Annotated in this window: 15 protein-coding genes and 1 pseudogene; 3 read left to right on the plus strand and 13 right to left on the minus strand. The window is 49.8% G+C overall.

Annotated elements, in window-relative coordinates; all coding sequences use genetic code 11:
- Positions 1-13 precede the first annotated feature (13 nt).
- From fliI to fliF, 4 genes are read right to left on the minus strand one after another with little or no spacing between them, the layout of a single operon-like run.
- Positions 14-1,384 (minus strand): flagellar protein export ATPase FliI, encoded by a 1,371-nt coding sequence (gene fliI, locus A8O29_RS08480; RefSeq protein ID WP_125351961.1) that lies wholly within the window; start codon positions 1,382-1,384, stop codon positions 14-16.
- A complete protein-coding gene (gene fliH / locus A8O29_RS08485; RefSeq protein WP_125351960.1) occupies positions 1,384-2,082 on the minus strand; it encodes a flagellar assembly protein FliH in 699 nt (232 codons plus the stop codon). The genes fliI and fliH overlap by 1 nt, the downstream gene beginning before the upstream one ends.
- The gene (gene fliG / locus A8O29_RS08490) at positions 2,075-3,076 is read right to left on the minus strand and encodes a flagellar motor switch protein FliG (RefSeq protein ID WP_110509621.1); all 1,002 of its coding nucleotides are present in this window, start codon (positions 3,074-3,076) and stop codon (positions 2,075-2,077) included. The genes fliH and fliG overlap by 8 nt, the downstream gene beginning before the upstream one ends.
- A complete protein-coding gene (gene fliF / locus A8O29_RS08495) occupies positions 3,069-4,748 on the minus strand; it encodes a flagellar basal-body MS-ring/collar protein FliF (protein WP_125351959.1) in 1,680 nt (559 codons plus the stop codon). The genes fliG and fliF overlap by 8 nt, the downstream gene beginning before the upstream one ends.
- A 214-nt stretch (positions 4,749-4,962) precedes the next feature.
- Between fliF and fliE the strand changes: the two genes are divergently transcribed.
- Positions 4,963-5,274 carry a flagellar hook-basal body complex protein FliE gene (gene fliE / locus A8O29_RS08500; RefSeq protein WP_125351958.1) on the plus strand — a complete coding sequence of 104 codons (312 nt, stop codon included), beginning with the start codon at positions 4,963-4,965 and terminating at the stop codon, positions 5,272-5,274.
- 23 nt (positions 5,275-5,297) lie between these two features.
- Here the strand turns inward: fliE and A8O29_RS08505 are convergent, their stop codons facing one another.
- Both A8O29_RS08505 and A8O29_RS08510 read right to left on the minus strand, forming a co-directional pair.
- A complete protein-coding gene (locus tag A8O29_RS08505) occupies positions 5,298-6,596 on the minus strand; it encodes a site-specific integrase (RefSeq protein WP_125351957.1) in 1,299 nt (432 codons plus the stop codon).
- 45 nt (positions 6,597-6,641) lie between these two features.
- On the minus strand, positions 6,642-6,887 hold the full coding sequence (locus A8O29_RS08510; RefSeq protein ID WP_125351956.1) for an excisionase family protein: 246 nt from the start codon (positions 6,885-6,887) through the stop codon (positions 6,642-6,644).
- A 223-nt stretch (positions 6,888-7,110) separates the two neighbouring features.
- On the opposite strand from A8O29_RS08510, the gene A8O29_RS08515 reads away from it, so the two are divergent.
- Positions 7,111-7,287 carry a hypothetical protein gene (locus A8O29_RS08515; protein ID WP_168713821.1) on the plus strand — a complete coding sequence of 59 codons (177 nt, stop codon included), beginning with the start codon at positions 7,111-7,113 and terminating at the stop codon, positions 7,285-7,287.
- Between the two features lie 51 nt (positions 7,288-7,338).
- Here the strand turns inward: A8O29_RS08515 and A8O29_RS08520 are convergent, their stop codons facing one another.
- The 4 genes and pseudogenes from A8O29_RS08520 to A8O29_RS08535 all read right to left on the minus strand — a co-directional run bounded on the left by A8O29_RS08520 (position 7,339) and on the right by A8O29_RS08535 (position 9,217).
- Positions 7,339-7,542, minus strand: a complete 204-nt coding sequence (locus A8O29_RS08520; RefSeq protein ID WP_125351955.1) for a TraR/DksA family transcriptional regulator — start codon at positions 7,540-7,542, stop codon at positions 7,339-7,341.
- Position 7,543: 1 nt separating this feature from the next.
- Positions 7,544-7,768, minus strand: a complete 225-nt coding sequence (locus A8O29_RS08525; protein ID WP_246316647.1) for a hypothetical protein — start codon at positions 7,766-7,768, stop codon at positions 7,544-7,546.
- Positions 7,765-8,040, minus strand: a pseudogene (locus A8O29_RS08530) (DNA N-6-adenine-methyltransferase); the annotation flags it as partial. The pseudogene A8O29_RS08530 and the gene A8O29_RS08525, both read right to left, overlap by 4 nt.
- A gap of 8 nt (positions 8,041-8,048) precedes the next feature.
- Positions 8,049-9,217, minus strand: a protein-coding gene (locus tag A8O29_RS08535) for an IS3 family transposase (RefSeq protein WP_125351954.1) whose coding sequence is annotated in 2 segments (ribosomal slippage) — positions 8,049-8,968 and positions 8,968-9,217 — 1,170 coding nt in all. Because the reading frame shifts where the segments join, the coding sequence is not laid out codon by codon here.
- Positions 9,218-9,278: 61 nt separating this feature from the next.
- Between A8O29_RS08535 and A8O29_RS08540 the strand changes: the two genes are divergently transcribed.
- The gene (locus tag A8O29_RS08540; protein ID WP_174081282.1) at positions 9,279-10,223 is read left to right on the plus strand and encodes a glycoside hydrolase family protein; all 945 of its coding nucleotides are present in this window, start codon (positions 9,279-9,281) and stop codon (positions 10,221-10,223) included.
- Between the two features lie 33 nt (positions 10,224-10,256).
- Here A8O29_RS08540 and A8O29_RS08545 read toward each other — a convergent pair whose 3' ends face one another.
- The 3 genes from A8O29_RS08545 to A8O29_RS08555 form a co-directional block, all read right to left on the minus strand.
- Positions 10,257-12,134: a hypothetical protein gene (locus tag A8O29_RS08545; RefSeq protein WP_148098766.1), complete on the minus strand. Its 1,878-nt coding sequence runs from the start codon at positions 12,132-12,134 to the stop codon at positions 10,257-10,259.
- Between the two features lie 129 nt (positions 12,135-12,263).
- Positions 12,264-13,232 (minus strand): glycosyltransferase family 2 protein, encoded by a 969-nt coding sequence (locus tag A8O29_RS08550; protein ID WP_174081283.1) that lies wholly within the window; start codon positions 13,230-13,232, stop codon positions 12,264-12,266.
- Positions 13,232-13,618: a GtrA family protein gene (locus A8O29_RS08555; RefSeq protein ID WP_125351950.1), complete on the minus strand. Its 387-nt coding sequence runs from the start codon at positions 13,616-13,618 to the stop codon at positions 13,232-13,234. The genes A8O29_RS08550 and A8O29_RS08555 overlap by 1 nt, the downstream gene beginning before the upstream one ends.
- Positions 13,619-13,663 lie beyond the last annotated feature (45 nt).

The raw sequence follows: 13,663 nt of genomic DNA on the forward strand, positions 1-13,663 counted from the left end.
TTTACTCCTGCTCTCAGGCTGCCGGGAAGATAATCTCAAGTGCCTGAAGTGACTCTTCCCAGTCCGCTTTTTCGAAAATACCCTGTTGCAGAAACGCCTCCAGCTGCGGCCACAGCGCGATCGCCTTGTCGAGTATTGGATCGCTGCCTTTGGCATACGCCCCGACGCTCACCAGGTCGCGGTTGCGCTGGAAGCTGGAAAGCAGTTGTTTGAAGTTTCTCACCCGGGCGTAGTGTTTCTCGGTGATCAGAGAGGTCATGGCGCGGCTAATAGAGGCTTCGATGTCGATGGCCGGATAGTGGCCCGCTTCCGCCAGACGGCGGGACAGCACGATGTGGCCGTCAAGGATCGCGCGCGCGGAGTCGGCGATCGGATCCTGCTGATCGTCGCCCTCGGTGAGCACGGTATAAAACGCAGTGACCGAGCCGCCGCCGCTGATGCCGTTCCCGGCGCGTTCAACCAGCGCGGGCAGTTTGGCAAATACCGAAGGCGGGTAGCCTTTGGTGGCGGGCGGTTCGCCGATGGCCAGCGCGATTTCACGCTGGGCCATGGCGTAACGGGTCAGGGAATCCATGATCAGCAATACATGCTGACCGCGGTCACGGAAATCTTCAGCAATGCGGGTGGCGTAGGCCGCACCCTGCATACGCAGCAGCGGCGAGACGTCAGCCGGGGCGGCAATCACCACCGAACGCGCGCGTCCGTCGGCCCCGAGAATGTTCTCGATAAAATCTTTGACTTCGCGACCACGTTCGCCAATCAGGCCCACCACGATCACGTCGGCCTGGGTGTAGCGCGCCATCATGCCGAGCAGCACGCTTTTACCGACCCCGGAACCGGCGAACAGGCCCATACGCTGGCCGCGTCCGACAGTGAGCAGGGCGTTAATCGGCCGCACGCCGGTGTCGAGCACGTGTTCAATGGCGGTGCGCTGCAACGGGTTAAACGGTTGGGTGATGAGCGCGCCGGTTTCGGTGGTGTCCGGGGCGGGCAGGCCGTCGAGCGGTTTACCCGCGCCGTCGAGTACGCGCCCGAGCAGCGCCGGGCCGAGCGGTAACTGTTTCCCGCTTTGCAGACCGTCGCCGGACGCGTTGCGGGCATACACGCGGGCGCCGGGTAAAATGCCTTCCACTTCTTCGAGCGGCATCAAAAACAGGCGCTGACCGTTGAAGCCCACCACTTCGCTTTCTACTTCGTGCGTTTCGTTTCCGTTCTGACGTTCAATAATGCAGGTCGCGCCGAGCGGCAATTGCAGCCCGGTGGCTTCCAGCACCAGCCCGGTAGCACGAGTCAAACGCCCATAGCGCCGCACCGACGGCAGCTGCGTCATTTTGGTCTCGAAATTATCGAGCGTGGTGAGCCAACGGGTCAGGCGGGCGGTCATTACACTACTCCCGGAGCGGCCAGGCGGCACAGCTCCTGCCAGCGGGTGGCGACGCTGGCATCGAGGTCACCCTCGTCGGCGGAAATTTTACAGCCGCCATGATGCAGCGACGGGTCACCGCGCAGCCGCCAGCCGTGCAGGCTCAGCGTCGCGCCGACCATATCTTCCACGCGCTGTAAATCGTCAGGATGTACGCGAAGCTGCGGTTTGCCGCTGAACAACGGCTCCTGTTGCAATAGCGCCTGAATCTGTTTGATCAGCGCCGAGTTATCGACAATCGGCGCCTGGCCAATCACCTGTCGCGCGGCTTCCAGCGCCATTTGCATCAGACGCGAGGCGATCACGCTGTCGAGCGCGTCCAGCGTGTGCTGGAACTCGCTGACCAACTGCTGCATCCGCGCGTGGAGCGGGATCTGTTGCTGTTGCGCCTGCGCCTGGCCCTGTTCGAGCCCTTGCGCTAAGCCTTCCTGATAACCCTGTGACTGCCCGGCGGCGCGGCCTTCCGCCAGCCCGGCGTTATAGCCCTGTTCGTGGGCCTGCATCTGAATCTGCGCCAGCTGCTGTTGCAGCTTCTGCTCTTCGGAAATCTCGTCGACCGGCTCTTCGGCGCGGCTTTCACTGAACTCTGGCACAAACGCCTGCATCGGCGGGGCAAGGTCGTCAGGCTGCCAGATTTTCCATGGTGTGGAATCAGACATAAGTGTCGTCTCCGCTGCCAATCACCATCTCGCCGGTTTCCGCTAAGCGACGCACAATAAGCAGAATCGCTTTCTGTTCGTTCTCGACCTGAGACAGACGAACCGGGCCACGGTTGGCCAGATCGTCGCGCAGGATATCGGCGGCACGCTGGGACATATTGCGCAGGAACTTCTCGCGCAGCGGCTGTTCGGCACCTTTGAGCGCGATAAGCAGCGATTCGGAATCCACTTCCTGCAACAGGCGCTGGATGCTGCGATCGTCCACTTCGACCAGGTTTTCGAACAGGAACATCTCGTCGATGATTTTCTGCGCCAGCTCGCCGTCGAATTCGCGCACGGCGGTAATGACCGCTTCTTCCTGCTGGGTTTTCATCAGGTTGATAATTTCTGCTGCGGTTCTCACGCCGCCCATTTTGCTGCGCTTGAGGTTCTGACCGTCGAGCAGGTTGTTCAGCACTTCGGTCAGCTCCGCCAATGCCGCTGGCTGCACGCCGCCAAAGGTGGCGATACGCAGCATGACGTCGTGACGCAGACGCTCGTCGAACAGCGCCAGAATATCCGCCGCCTGACCGCGTTTGAGGTGCACGAGGATGGTGGCGATGATCTGCGGATGCTCGTCGCGAATAAGGTCGGCGGCGCTTTGTGGCTCCATAAAGTTGAGCGTTTCGATGCCGCTGGTGGTTTCGCGGGTTTCGAGAATGTCTTCCAGCAGGCTGGCGGCACGCTCTTCGCCCAGCGCTTTCACCAGCACCGAACGCAGGTATTCGTTGGCGTTGACGTTCAGCGCCGCGTACTGCTCGGCTTCCTGTTCAAACTCGGCCAGCACGTCGGTCAGCTGCTTGTTTGAAATCTGGCGCACGTTGGCCATCGCTGCACTGAGGGTTTGCACCTCGCGGGTATTGAGGTGCTTGAACACCTCCGCCGCGCGATCTTCGCCAATGGTCATCAGCAGGATGACGCTTTTATCGGTGCCTGAAAGGGTCGTGTTACTCATGGTCGTTGCTCATCCACTGGCGAATGACCAGCGCGACGACGCGCGGATCGTTGTCTGACATTTCGCGAATACGCTGGCTCATCACTTCTGCACTCAGGCGCTGGTTGACGCGGCGACTCTGCTGTTGTTCATCTTTGCTGAGGCGAACTTCCACCGCATCGGCGGTTTCGCGCTCCATTTTCGCTTCTTCCAGCGCGGCTTTAGCGATTTCCTCGCGGCGCACCAGCTGTGGACGCACGGCTTTGCGCCACAGGATCCACGCCACCAGGGCAATCAGGACCCAGCGTCCGGCGGACAGCATCTGGTCGATAAACGACTGCTGTTGCCAGAACGGCAGTTCGCCACCGCTTTCGTCGCCCGCGGTAAACGGCGAGTTGACCACGTTCAGGGTGTCGCCCCGGGTGGTGGAGTAGCCCATCGCTTCGCGGGTCAAATCTTCAATCTGTTTCATCTGATCGGCGGTCAGCGGCAACGGCTTACCGTCCGGCAGATTTTTGTAGTTCACCACTACCGCAACAGACAGGCGCTGGATATCGCCAACGTTCATTTTGGTGTGACGAATGGTCCGGTCGACTTCGTAGTTAGTGGTTTCGTTACGCGAACTGTTGCGCGGCCCGCTCTGGTTATTGGTGCTGGTATTACGCTGCTGGCCTTGCGCACCTGCTTGCTGGTTCGCCGGAGGCGTCGAGATTGGCGCGTTCGGGGCGGGAGCAGGGGAGTTGGACAATGCCCCCGGCACGCCGCCTGGGTTCTGGCCGCCGACCTGCTCGCTCTCATTCACCTGACGCGAACGCATCACTGCCTGGCTAGCGTCGCCGTTCGGGCTGTATTGCTCTTCAGTCTGCTCTTTATTGTCGAAATTGATCTGCGCGGTGACCTGCGCGTGGATATTTCCGTTGCCAACAATCGGCGACAGAATCGATTCGATGCGGCGCTGCACGCGGGCTTCAACATCTGAGGCATATTTCAGCTGGGCGTCATTCAGGTCGCGATCGCCGGTATTGGACTGGGTCAACAGATGACCGCCCTGATCGACCAGCGTCACGTTGCCCGGTGGCAGGCCGGCCACGGCGCTGGAAACCAGATGCACCACCGCCGCAATCTGTCCTTCATCAAGCGCACGGCCGGGTTCGAGGTTCAGGGTCACGGAGGCGGAAGGGAGTTTCTGCTCACGCACAAATAATGAAGGCTTCGGCATGGCCAGATGCACGCGAGCGCTTTTCACCGGGCCGAGGGTTTCGATGGTACGGGCGAGTTCACCCTCTAGCGCACGCTGGTAGTTCACTTGCTCGCTGAACTGGCTGATGCCGAATTTTTCCTGATCCAGCAGCTCAAACCCAACCGCACCGCCTTTCGGCAGGCCTTGCTGGGCGAGGCGCAGACGCAGTTCATGCACTTTATCGGCAGGCACTTCGATGGCGCCGCCGCTATCGGCAAAGCGATACGGGACGTTCATTTGCTGAAGTTGGGTGACGATGGCACCGCCGTCCTGATCGGTCAGATTGCTGAACAGCGTGCGGTAGTCAGGCGCTTTCGCCCACAGCACCAGCGCGACGACGATCGCGACGGCGGCTGCGCTGGCAACCATTAAGGGGATTTTCGGGTTAGCGCGCAGGCGAGCGACCCACTCAGGCATCTTGGTTGGTGTCATGGTCGTGGCTGTCGCGCTCATTGCGCACCTCGTGAATCCAGGTCGATGGCGTTAAACGTGTACAAAAGCAAGGCTGACTCCCGGTCGGCAAAGGCAAAATGGGTGCTATGCCATTATTTGCCGTTCCGGAATTTTCTATGGGTCAAATAGTCGAGGTTTTTAACGTTAATTAGCGCCTTTATCTCATTGACAAACTGGTAATCTCATTTCCCATGACATCGACCAGGGGATTAACATGGCCATTACAGGTATTGAAGGGGTATTGACGCAGATGCAGGCCGCGGCCAGCGTCGCGCGCAATCAGAAGGTGGAAGAACAGCCATCTATCAGCTTTGCGGGCCAGCTCAATGCCGCTCTCGATCGCATCAGCGAGACGCAAAACAGCGCCAAAGCGCAGGCAGAGAAATTTGCCTTAGGCGAGTCGGGTATTGCGCTGAATGATGTGATGACCGACCTGCAAAAATCATCCGTCTCCCTGCAGATGGGCATTCAGGTGCGTAACAAGCTGGTGTCCGCGTACCAGGAAATGATGAGCATGCAGGTGTAGGTCGCGTAACCTACTGAATATTATTATTTATTCACATCCGATCCCACAGCGTGGGGCATGGATGGGGCAAACTCGGATAATTTTTGGTTCAAAATGAGTATCTGGTCCTGATTGTTTTCGGTCATCCAGGATCCGTATACCCTGTAAACCATCTGTGCGTCAGAGTGGCCCATTTGCTTCGCGATGAAGTTAGGGTTTGCCCCCGCAGTTAACGACCAGCATGCGTAAGTATGCCTGGACTGGTATGCTTTGCGGTAGCGAATCCCGGCGCGCCGCATTGCCGCCTCCCAGCCCTGGTTAATAGAACCCACTGCGTAATGATGCCCGGCCCGGCTATTACGCGTTACGATCTGCGGGTTGAACACGAACGTGCAAGGATGCAGTTCTGTTCTTCCATACTCCCGGAGCTTAACTTCAATTTGATACTGTCTCCCGAGCCTGGTCATTTCTGCCTGGCTTTTCAGCACGTCTATTGCTGGCTGAATGAGGTTGATCACCCGGTCCGTGCCCGCATCTGTTTTTGGAGGGGTGAATTCCTTCATCAGAGTGTGGTTACGGCGGATCGTCATCGTTCCAGCTTTGAGGTCGATGTCTTCCCATGCCAGTGATACAAGTTCACCATGACGAACGCCGGTATAGACCGCCAGTGACCACATATTTTTCAGTTGCTGATGTCTACATGCATCAATCAGCCGAACGAACTCATCGCGGGTGAGTGGATCCGGTTCCGAGCGCGCCTTCTTCAGTGGCGTTATGCCTGAGAAAGGATTGGTCCTGATGTAACCGCTATCGGCACCGAACTGAAACATCCCTGCCATAATGCCCATGTAGTTATTCACCGTCGGAACCGTCCTTCCTTTAACGGGCGTGCGGTGTCCCTTCTTCATCACCTGATAACCGGTCAATAGGTCCTTCCTTATGAACAGCAAATCTTCCTGTGTTATGGATGAAGCCAGCCTGTTCTCACCAATCCGTGGAGCCATATTCCGGACAATGGATTTATATCTGCCAAGCGAGTTGGTGCTGATCTCCATTTTTTTGAGCTCAAGCCACTTTCTGGCAAGATCACTCACGCTGATTTCCCGATTCTCAGCTCCGAACTTCTTCAGGTTTGGGGAATCAGGGAACTGCACTGCAAAGTTAAAACATCCTGTTTTTATTGAATAGCAGACAGAAGAACGCAGCTCGCCAGCCACCTTTCTGTTTTTGGGTGTGTCAGGCACGCCGAGATTTTCCCGGACTCGCGTGCCTTTATAGATGAACCAAATGCGCAGCGAGCCGCCATGGTTCTCAACGCCTGTTGGGTATGCTGATTTAGCCATTGTTCCCTCCTGACGTCCAAGAGCCCGTTAAGCATAAACGGATCTTCATTGGCGCGCACCAGGCTGATTCTTTTTGAGGCTTTCGACCCACTGATCGACGGCCCTGTGGTTATACATGCATTCACTGTTCGGCTTCGGTACGCCATCCGGTGAGATGTGCAAGTATTCCCGTCCAACCATCCAGGATTTTTTTCGCGCCGCTTCAATGGTTCCCGGACGAAGGCCGGTAATCTCAACGAGCTTATCTTCGGTAACCCAGTCATTGGGCACGATTAAGGTCATTTCGCTCATGGTGTTCTCCAGGCAAAAAGAAGCCCGGCGCGGGGCCGGGCAAAAGGGATAACGGTGGCAGTGCTTTCGCACCCAATAGCCAGCTCATAAATGACTATCAGTTGCGTTATGTATCGAAAAATGAACGGTGTGTGCTGTATTCTTCAGAAGATTTTTCTAAAGTTCTGAGTTGAATTGCCGTTGAAATCTATTCATGACAATTTAGGGGTATTGAGGATCATTTATGCAAAATCCAATTGAAACTTTAGAGGTTGGCGATTTATTCGAAACTGAAAATGGCGACCTGTATGTTGTTACTCAATTAGTTGAAAAAGGCCAGGTTGCAGCCAAGAAGTTAAGCGAAGAAGAGTTTGTCAGCATTGATGCCATCAAGGCTATTAACGGTACTTTGCGCAAATAATTTTGCGACGGTGCTGAAGATAAGCGGAAAAGCTCAGTAATTCATAAAGTGTTATCTGCGCTTTTCTCTTTCAATTTGGCAATCGGCGCACGTCCGGCAGCCTGGAACGGCAGCGCGCCGCGGCGCCGGGATATCCTCGCCGCACTCCACGCAATGCTCTGCTGATACGGCGTTACGGTTCAGTCGGTGAGCGGAAAGGGCAGCGTTACGCTGAAGCTCTTCAATTTCTGCTGCGGTATCAATGATGTCGGCCATATCAGTGCTCCCTGAATTGGCCGTTGATGCGACCGATGGTGTAGATGAACAAAACAAAAGGGACACCGAGTCCCTTTATCTTTTCGTAATGCTTAGCCAGTAACAGCCTGCTGACGGTGTCAAACTTTGGCTTGGGTTCCTGCTTCAATGCGGCCATCAGTTCGTCATTGCAGTTCCGTGCTGTGGCACGCAGGGCGTTTTCTTGTTCTGTGGTCATACCCTTCATGCAGCCTCCCGACGGGCGAGAAGTTTCGCGCCAAATGTCATCAATTCGTCACGTTCAACTGAGGTGAACTGGCAATGTGTCCGTGGGAACGGTCGCCAGATAATCAGCATGCTGCCCTTGTTGTTACCGCTGACAGGCTTCCCGGTGACTGGGTTGATAAATGCCAGCCGTCCGGCGGTGATAAATCGCACTTCGCTGGCGGTCTCGATAGCCTCGCGGAACCAACCGACAGAAGTATCCGCAGGAACCAGCATGACTGTGCCAATCTGGTTTGTAGTGGTCAACAAAAACTGGCCACCACTTTAGAGTTTTTCCAGTATCGATTTTCCGATTCGTTGGGGGGTAACCCGCCGTTATATTCATGCGGCCTGAGCGCGCTGTAATACCCAACGATATAATCTGTTATTTCATGGGCAGCATCGCTGAAGCTTACGTAACCAGTCACTGGCACCCATTCGTTCTTCAGACTCCTGAAGAAGCGCTCCATCGGGCTGTTATCCCAGCAGTTTCCACGTCGGCTCATACTCTGTTTGATCCGGTACCGCCACAATAACTGCCGGAACTGCCTGCTTGTATAATGACTGCCTTGATCGCTGTGGAACATCACTCCTTCTGGCTTGCCGCGAGCTTCCCACGCCATTTCCAGCGCTTTGGCCGTCAGTTTGCTATCCGGGGAGAACGATATTGCCCAACCCACCGGTTTCCTCGCGAACAGATCGAGAACAACTGCAAGGTATGCCCAGCGCTTACCTGTCCAGATATACGTCACGTCACCGCACCACACCTGATTTGGCTCTGTCACTGCGAACTGCCGCTCAAGGTGATTCGGGATCGCGACGTGTTCATGGCCGCCACGTTTATATCGATGAGTAGGCTGCTGGCAACTGACCAGCCCCAGCTCTTTCATCAGTCTGCCAGCAAGCCAGCGTCCCATCCGATAGCCTCTCTGGGTTGCCATTGTGGCGATGCTCCTTGCTCCGGCAGAACCATGGCTGATGTTATGCAGCTCCATCACCTGGCTTCGTAATACAGTCCGCCTGCCGTCTGGTTTTTCAGGACGGTTTTGCCAGTATTTGTAGCTGCTACGATGAACCCCGAACACGTGGCAGAGAGAGGCCACTGGATAACGCGCCCTGAGTTTCCCGATTAACGAGAACTGTTCAGGGAGTCTGACATCAAGAGCGCGGTAGCCTTTTTTAATATTTCGTTTTCCATTTCAATACGTTGCAGCTTTTTCTTTAGCTCACGTATTTCGATTTGTTCCGGGGTTATTGGAGAGGCGTTTGACGTTTTGCCCTGCCGTTCATCACGCAGCTGTTTTACCCATTTCGTCATCGTAGAAAGGCCAACGTCCATGGCCTTCGCTGCCTGAGCGGCAGTGTAATTTTGATCGACAACCAACTGGGCTGACTCACGTCTGAATTCAGGACTAAAATTTTTTCTTTTCATTGGTGCACCTGTGTTGTTCTGAGGTGAGCATATCACCTCTGTTCAGGTGGCCAAATTCAGTGTGCCACTACACTATTCAAAGATATCAGATCTTGATTTTGGCGGAATATACGTTGAAGCACCATGCCTTACATATTCTATAAAATATAATAAGTGGTACCTTTACGCAGATGCATATAACACCCTAGGTGATTATTACTATATGACTACTTCGGACTTTTCCACTTGGTCATCTGCATCTCCAGTATCAAGTACTGAGGGTTTAAGGCATGGTACTGTTCTTAATTTATCCACATTACCACATGGACAGCAAGCAATTGCATCATACGAGAGAGGGGTGGCACTTTTAGGTCAGATGATGCCGCAAAGTCCACTTACATCTCCTAGAGGGCAATTTAGCACCTCAGCAACTACATCAATAAAGCCGGTTACAGGAATGGTTTACAGAACCCTTTCTGCTGCTAACATGAGGATATATATTGATGAAATTGGAACTACAGATCATTTCTATCTTGCTTGCACATCAGATCTTCCGGGTTCTGGTATTACCATCAGTGGCGCGTATCTTCAGGGGGGGATTCATTACATAGGTTACGGAGAGAACAATAACAAACTAATAAAGGTTATCTTTGATAAAAGAAACAGGACGTATTTTATCGAGGGAGGTTCATTTAAGCAGCCAAGCACAAATACTACGGCTTTTAACACATTAACAAGTGTTGGATGGCCAACTATAACGAATGCGTGGATTCCTCAGCCGGGCATGACATATACCATAGCAAGTGCCTCAGATAATACTGTTGTATCTGGAATAAATACAAACGTCCCTGACGGCGTATCATTTCATGTTCTTATTACTAACGATACAGCAGGGCAAATAACATTCAATACCGGAGGTGCGGGGCTTGCTGTAGGAAGCACAAATAAGGTATTTACCGGATCTGCAAATGGTAACAGAGTTATAACTGTTAAAAAAATTGGTGGTGCCTGGAGAATATTGGTTTGACATTAAAAGCGCCCGTTTGGGCGCTTAATTATTTCAGTTGATTACAATACTATCACAAGCGTCATTTATACCTTTGTTTATGCGCAATTCCAATCGTTTAGAATTATCGTGCAATAATATTGCAGCTTCTTTGCCTGGCTCTATATGTAATTTCCCACCTTCCTCTTTAGAGGAATATGAAACATAAACGCCATCAGCATTTTTACAAGTAGTACTTGTTGACCTGATAGTTATCATATCCCTTAACGGGATAAAACTGATAACTGTATCCATATTTCTACCTGGATGAGTGTTTATGCCAAATTCGCTACTTCTGGAATACCATGCCGCCCCATCCCCAAGAGAAAAGCTGGATGTCATCAGTGATATAACTTTCTCATTATCATAATCATCTTGCCATTTTGGGTAATACTTGGTGAACTTAGCAATAAATTCTTTGATTTCATTAACAGCAAATGGTGATGTTTTTTTGTAAATGATTCCTTGCGATCTGTTTGCAAGATTGAATCTCTTTATTTCTTCATAGTGAGACCCCAATCCTTTACCAGATAAAATCTCAGCAGCTGTTGTCTTTATAACTTCCTGACCATAAGGGAGGTGAGTATCAATAGGTGTAACAACTATCAGGTATTCTGATAACAAAGAATCAATAGGCATTCCATCCCGCAAGTCTATTTGAGGTGTTAATTTTATGCTTTTATCGAGATCTCCTTTTGCCATATACTTGAGCATGCTCTGATTAAGTACACCGCCAGAACTGATAACCGACACATATTTTACATTACCTTTCAGAAGTCTTTCTTTAAGAAAGCTAACCATCTCGAGATAATTATCATAGTTATCCAATTTAAGTTGGTAAACTTTCTCAGGAAAGAATGTTCTTCCAAAACTATCAGAGAACACCGAACGATAAATAGATACTGAAGTAATCAATATAGATATAAATATGGTTATAGCAACTGTTTGCGCTTTCAGTTCTTCATTTTTTATTTTGTTTATCAGTTTTGTTATCACCATTAACAGTGGAATTAACATCCATGTGACGAATGGTATTTCATGCTGATGGCCTGGCGATTGTGTGCGTACAAACAATATATAGCTTAAAACAAAAATAAAAGTAATGATAAATAATACTTTTCTTGATTGTTTAATCATTAAATATGAAATAAAAAAACTAACCAAACAACCAATAAATAAAAACAAACCAACGTGATCAATTGTTTTATGGATGCTATCTAGAACTGGAAGTCCATAAGCTGAATAGACAGACGAATAGTCGGTTGTAATAGCTCTTATTGCAACATCTTTTTGAAAAACAAAAACAAGCAGGATACTCACGGTTCCTGCTATAGTGTAATTCGCCAGAAGGTTAATAAATGTAGATTTATAGTTTGCGGCCTTATTCCAAATTAACTCAGCTAAAGGAAGCGCTAAATATGTTGCAACAATAGTATAAGCGTACCATCGGCGCAAAACAAATGGCAGCCACAGAAGTAAACCGACAAGCAAAGCCCGTTTTATATCGACTTTAAATGAGAGCGAGTGACGTTGGGTATAGTAAATGCAATATAATAATGGAATCATGGAAACAACGTCAGGATACCCTCTGAGAATAGGTTTCCAATAGCCAACAAAACTTACTGATACTAATAAGCATATTGCAAATGTTATAGGGTTATTTAATTTCGTGCTTTCTTTTATAATTAGATAAACTAAGTAAGACACAGGGATTAAATAACAGATGGCCACTGCAGAGATATAAACAAATCTTGAACCGCCAAATACATAGTAAACAGGCGCAATAATAGAAGACGCTAAAGGGTTATAATCCTGGCTGTAGACTTCTTTATATGTTTTAGCTAAATACAGTAATGGGTCGCTAAATAATAATGAGCTGTAATCACTGTACATTTTCCAGTACGCTAGGAAATCGAACGAGTAAATGTCATTTTCAGTTGATGTGTAAAAATACGCCGTCAACAGGCATATGATTACCGCCCCTGATAAGTATATTATTTTATTATATTGCTCAGATCTCATTTACATGTTCCCGTCATTCTCATTAAATCCAATTTTAGATTCAGTAAAAAATTTTGGCCTTTTTTTGGATTCCATATAAATCTTGCCGATATACTCACCTATCACACCTAAGCATAGCATTTGCACGCCTCCAATAAACAAAACTGCTAATATCATAGAGGCCCAACCGCTCACCGTATGACCAAGGAAGTACTGAATTAGCGTATATACAACACCCACAGATGATAGTATTGATATAATAAAACCTAGCGCCGTAACAATTCTTAGAGGTGTGACTGAGAATGAAGTGATCCCCTCAAGAGCCAATCCCAGCATTTTCTTAAGAGGATATTTTGATTCGCCCGCAGCCCTCTCGCTACGAGAATAATAAACACTCTCTGAAGGAAACCCAATCAGAGGTATAAGCCCTCTTATATAAAGATTTTGTTCTTTGTACTGCAGTAGTGAATGCAATGCCCTTTTGCTCAACAGTCTAAAATCAGCGTGATTCTCTACTTGACTAACTCCAAGCTTTGTCATTATTTTGTAAAATGCTTCGGCTGTGAACTTCTTAAAAAAGCTATCTGACGTTCTGTCATTTCTTACTCCATAAACAATATCGTGTCCTGTAAGATATGAGTCAACCATCTTTTCAATAACTGCTGTGTCATCCTGCAAATCAGCATCAATGCTTACAGTAATATCAGAATCTATGCATGATGACAAGCCAGCCATTAAAGCAGTCTGATGGCCTTTATTACGTGACAGCTTTACGCCTTTTACTAACTTATTATTGTTAGAGGCGTTTTGTATTAAACTCCATGTTGCATCTTTGCTTCCATCATCAACGAATACAATATGGCTTTTGGTATTAATTTTACCTTTATCTTTCATTTCGACTATACGTCTTGATAATTCATCAAGACAAAGATTAAAAACATCTTGCTCGTTATAGCAAGGAACAACTATTGAAAGAACTGGAGCTTTCATTATTTCATGACCCATAATTTATTAATAATAAAGCCAGAGACTGTATAGAAAAACATCCCTGTCAACTGAATAAAGTATACGTTCTCAGCACCAGAAAGCATGACCATTTTCATCGCAAACAAATTTATTACATAACAAACGCCACAGCATGCTACAAACTTCAGAAGTTTTGATACTGAGGGCTTAGAAGAAAACGTAAATACGGTATTGAGAATGTAACTAAACAAGATACCTATTGCATAACCTAAAAAATTAGCAAAATACAGCCCTGCACCAATGGCGGTAAGTAGGATGATCACACAAGCTGTCACCGCAGTGTTCAGTCCTCCCACAAGACAGTAACGCAAGGCCTGGCTGCGGTAAATGGAAGTAAGGTTGATGCTCATGATGCGCTCATCTTTAACATTATAGAAATCAGTTAATTCGGAAAG

This window comes from Scandinavium goeteborgense (assembly GCF_003935895.2).
Classification (GTDB): Bacteria; Pseudomonadota; Gammaproteobacteria; order Enterobacterales; family Enterobacteriaceae; genus Scandinavium; species Scandinavium goeteborgense.

Bases quoted from the DNA above. Each gene is read 5' to 3' on its own strand.
- fliH (WP_125351960.1), bottom strand. From the start codon at position 2,082: ATGTCTGATTCCACACCATGGAAAATCTGGCAGCCTGACGACCTTGCC.
- A8O29_RS08550 (WP_174081283.1), bottom strand. From the start codon at position 13,232: ATGAAAGCTCCAGTTCTTTCAATAGTTGTTCCTTGCTATAACGAGCAA.
- A8O29_RS08545 (WP_148098766.1), bottom strand. From the start codon at position 12,134: ATGTACAGTGATTACAGCTCATTATTATTTAGCGACCCATTACTGTAT.
- A8O29_RS08525 (WP_246316647.1), bottom strand. From the start codon at position 7,768: ATGAAGGGTATGACCACAGAACAAGAAAACGCCCTGCGTGCCACAGCA.
- A8O29_RS08555 (WP_125351950.1), bottom strand. From the start codon at position 13,618: ATGAGCATCAACCTTACTTCCATTTACCGCAGCCAGGCCTTGCGTTAC.
- A8O29_RS08515 (WP_168713821.1), top strand. From the start codon at position 7,111: ATGCAAAATCCAATTGAAACTTTAGAGGTTGGCGATTTATTCGAAACT.
- A8O29_RS08505 (WP_125351957.1), bottom strand. From the start codon at position 6,596: ATGGCTAAATCAGCATACCCAACAGGCGTTGAGAACCATGGCGGCTCG.
- fliF (WP_125351959.1), bottom strand. From the start codon at position 4,748: ATGAGCGCGACAGCCACGACCATGACACCAACCAAGATGCCTGAGTGG.
- fliG (WP_110509621.1), bottom strand. From the start codon at position 3,076: ATGAGTAACACGACCCTTTCAGGCACCGATAAAAGCGTCATCCTGCTG.
- fliE (WP_125351958.1), top strand. From the start codon at position 4,963: ATGGCCATTACAGGTATTGAAGGGGTATTGACGCAGATGCAGGCCGCG.
- fliI (WP_125351961.1), bottom strand. From the start codon at position 1,384: ATGACCGCCCGCCTGACCCGTTGGCTCACCACGCTCGATAATTTCGAG.
- A8O29_RS08510 (WP_125351956.1), bottom strand. From the start codon at position 6,887: ATGAGCGAAATGACCTTAATCGTGCCCAATGACTGGGTTACCGAAGAT.
- A8O29_RS08520 (WP_125351955.1), bottom strand. From the start codon at position 7,542: ATGGCCGACATCATTGATACCGCAGCAGAAATTGAAGAGCTTCAGCGT.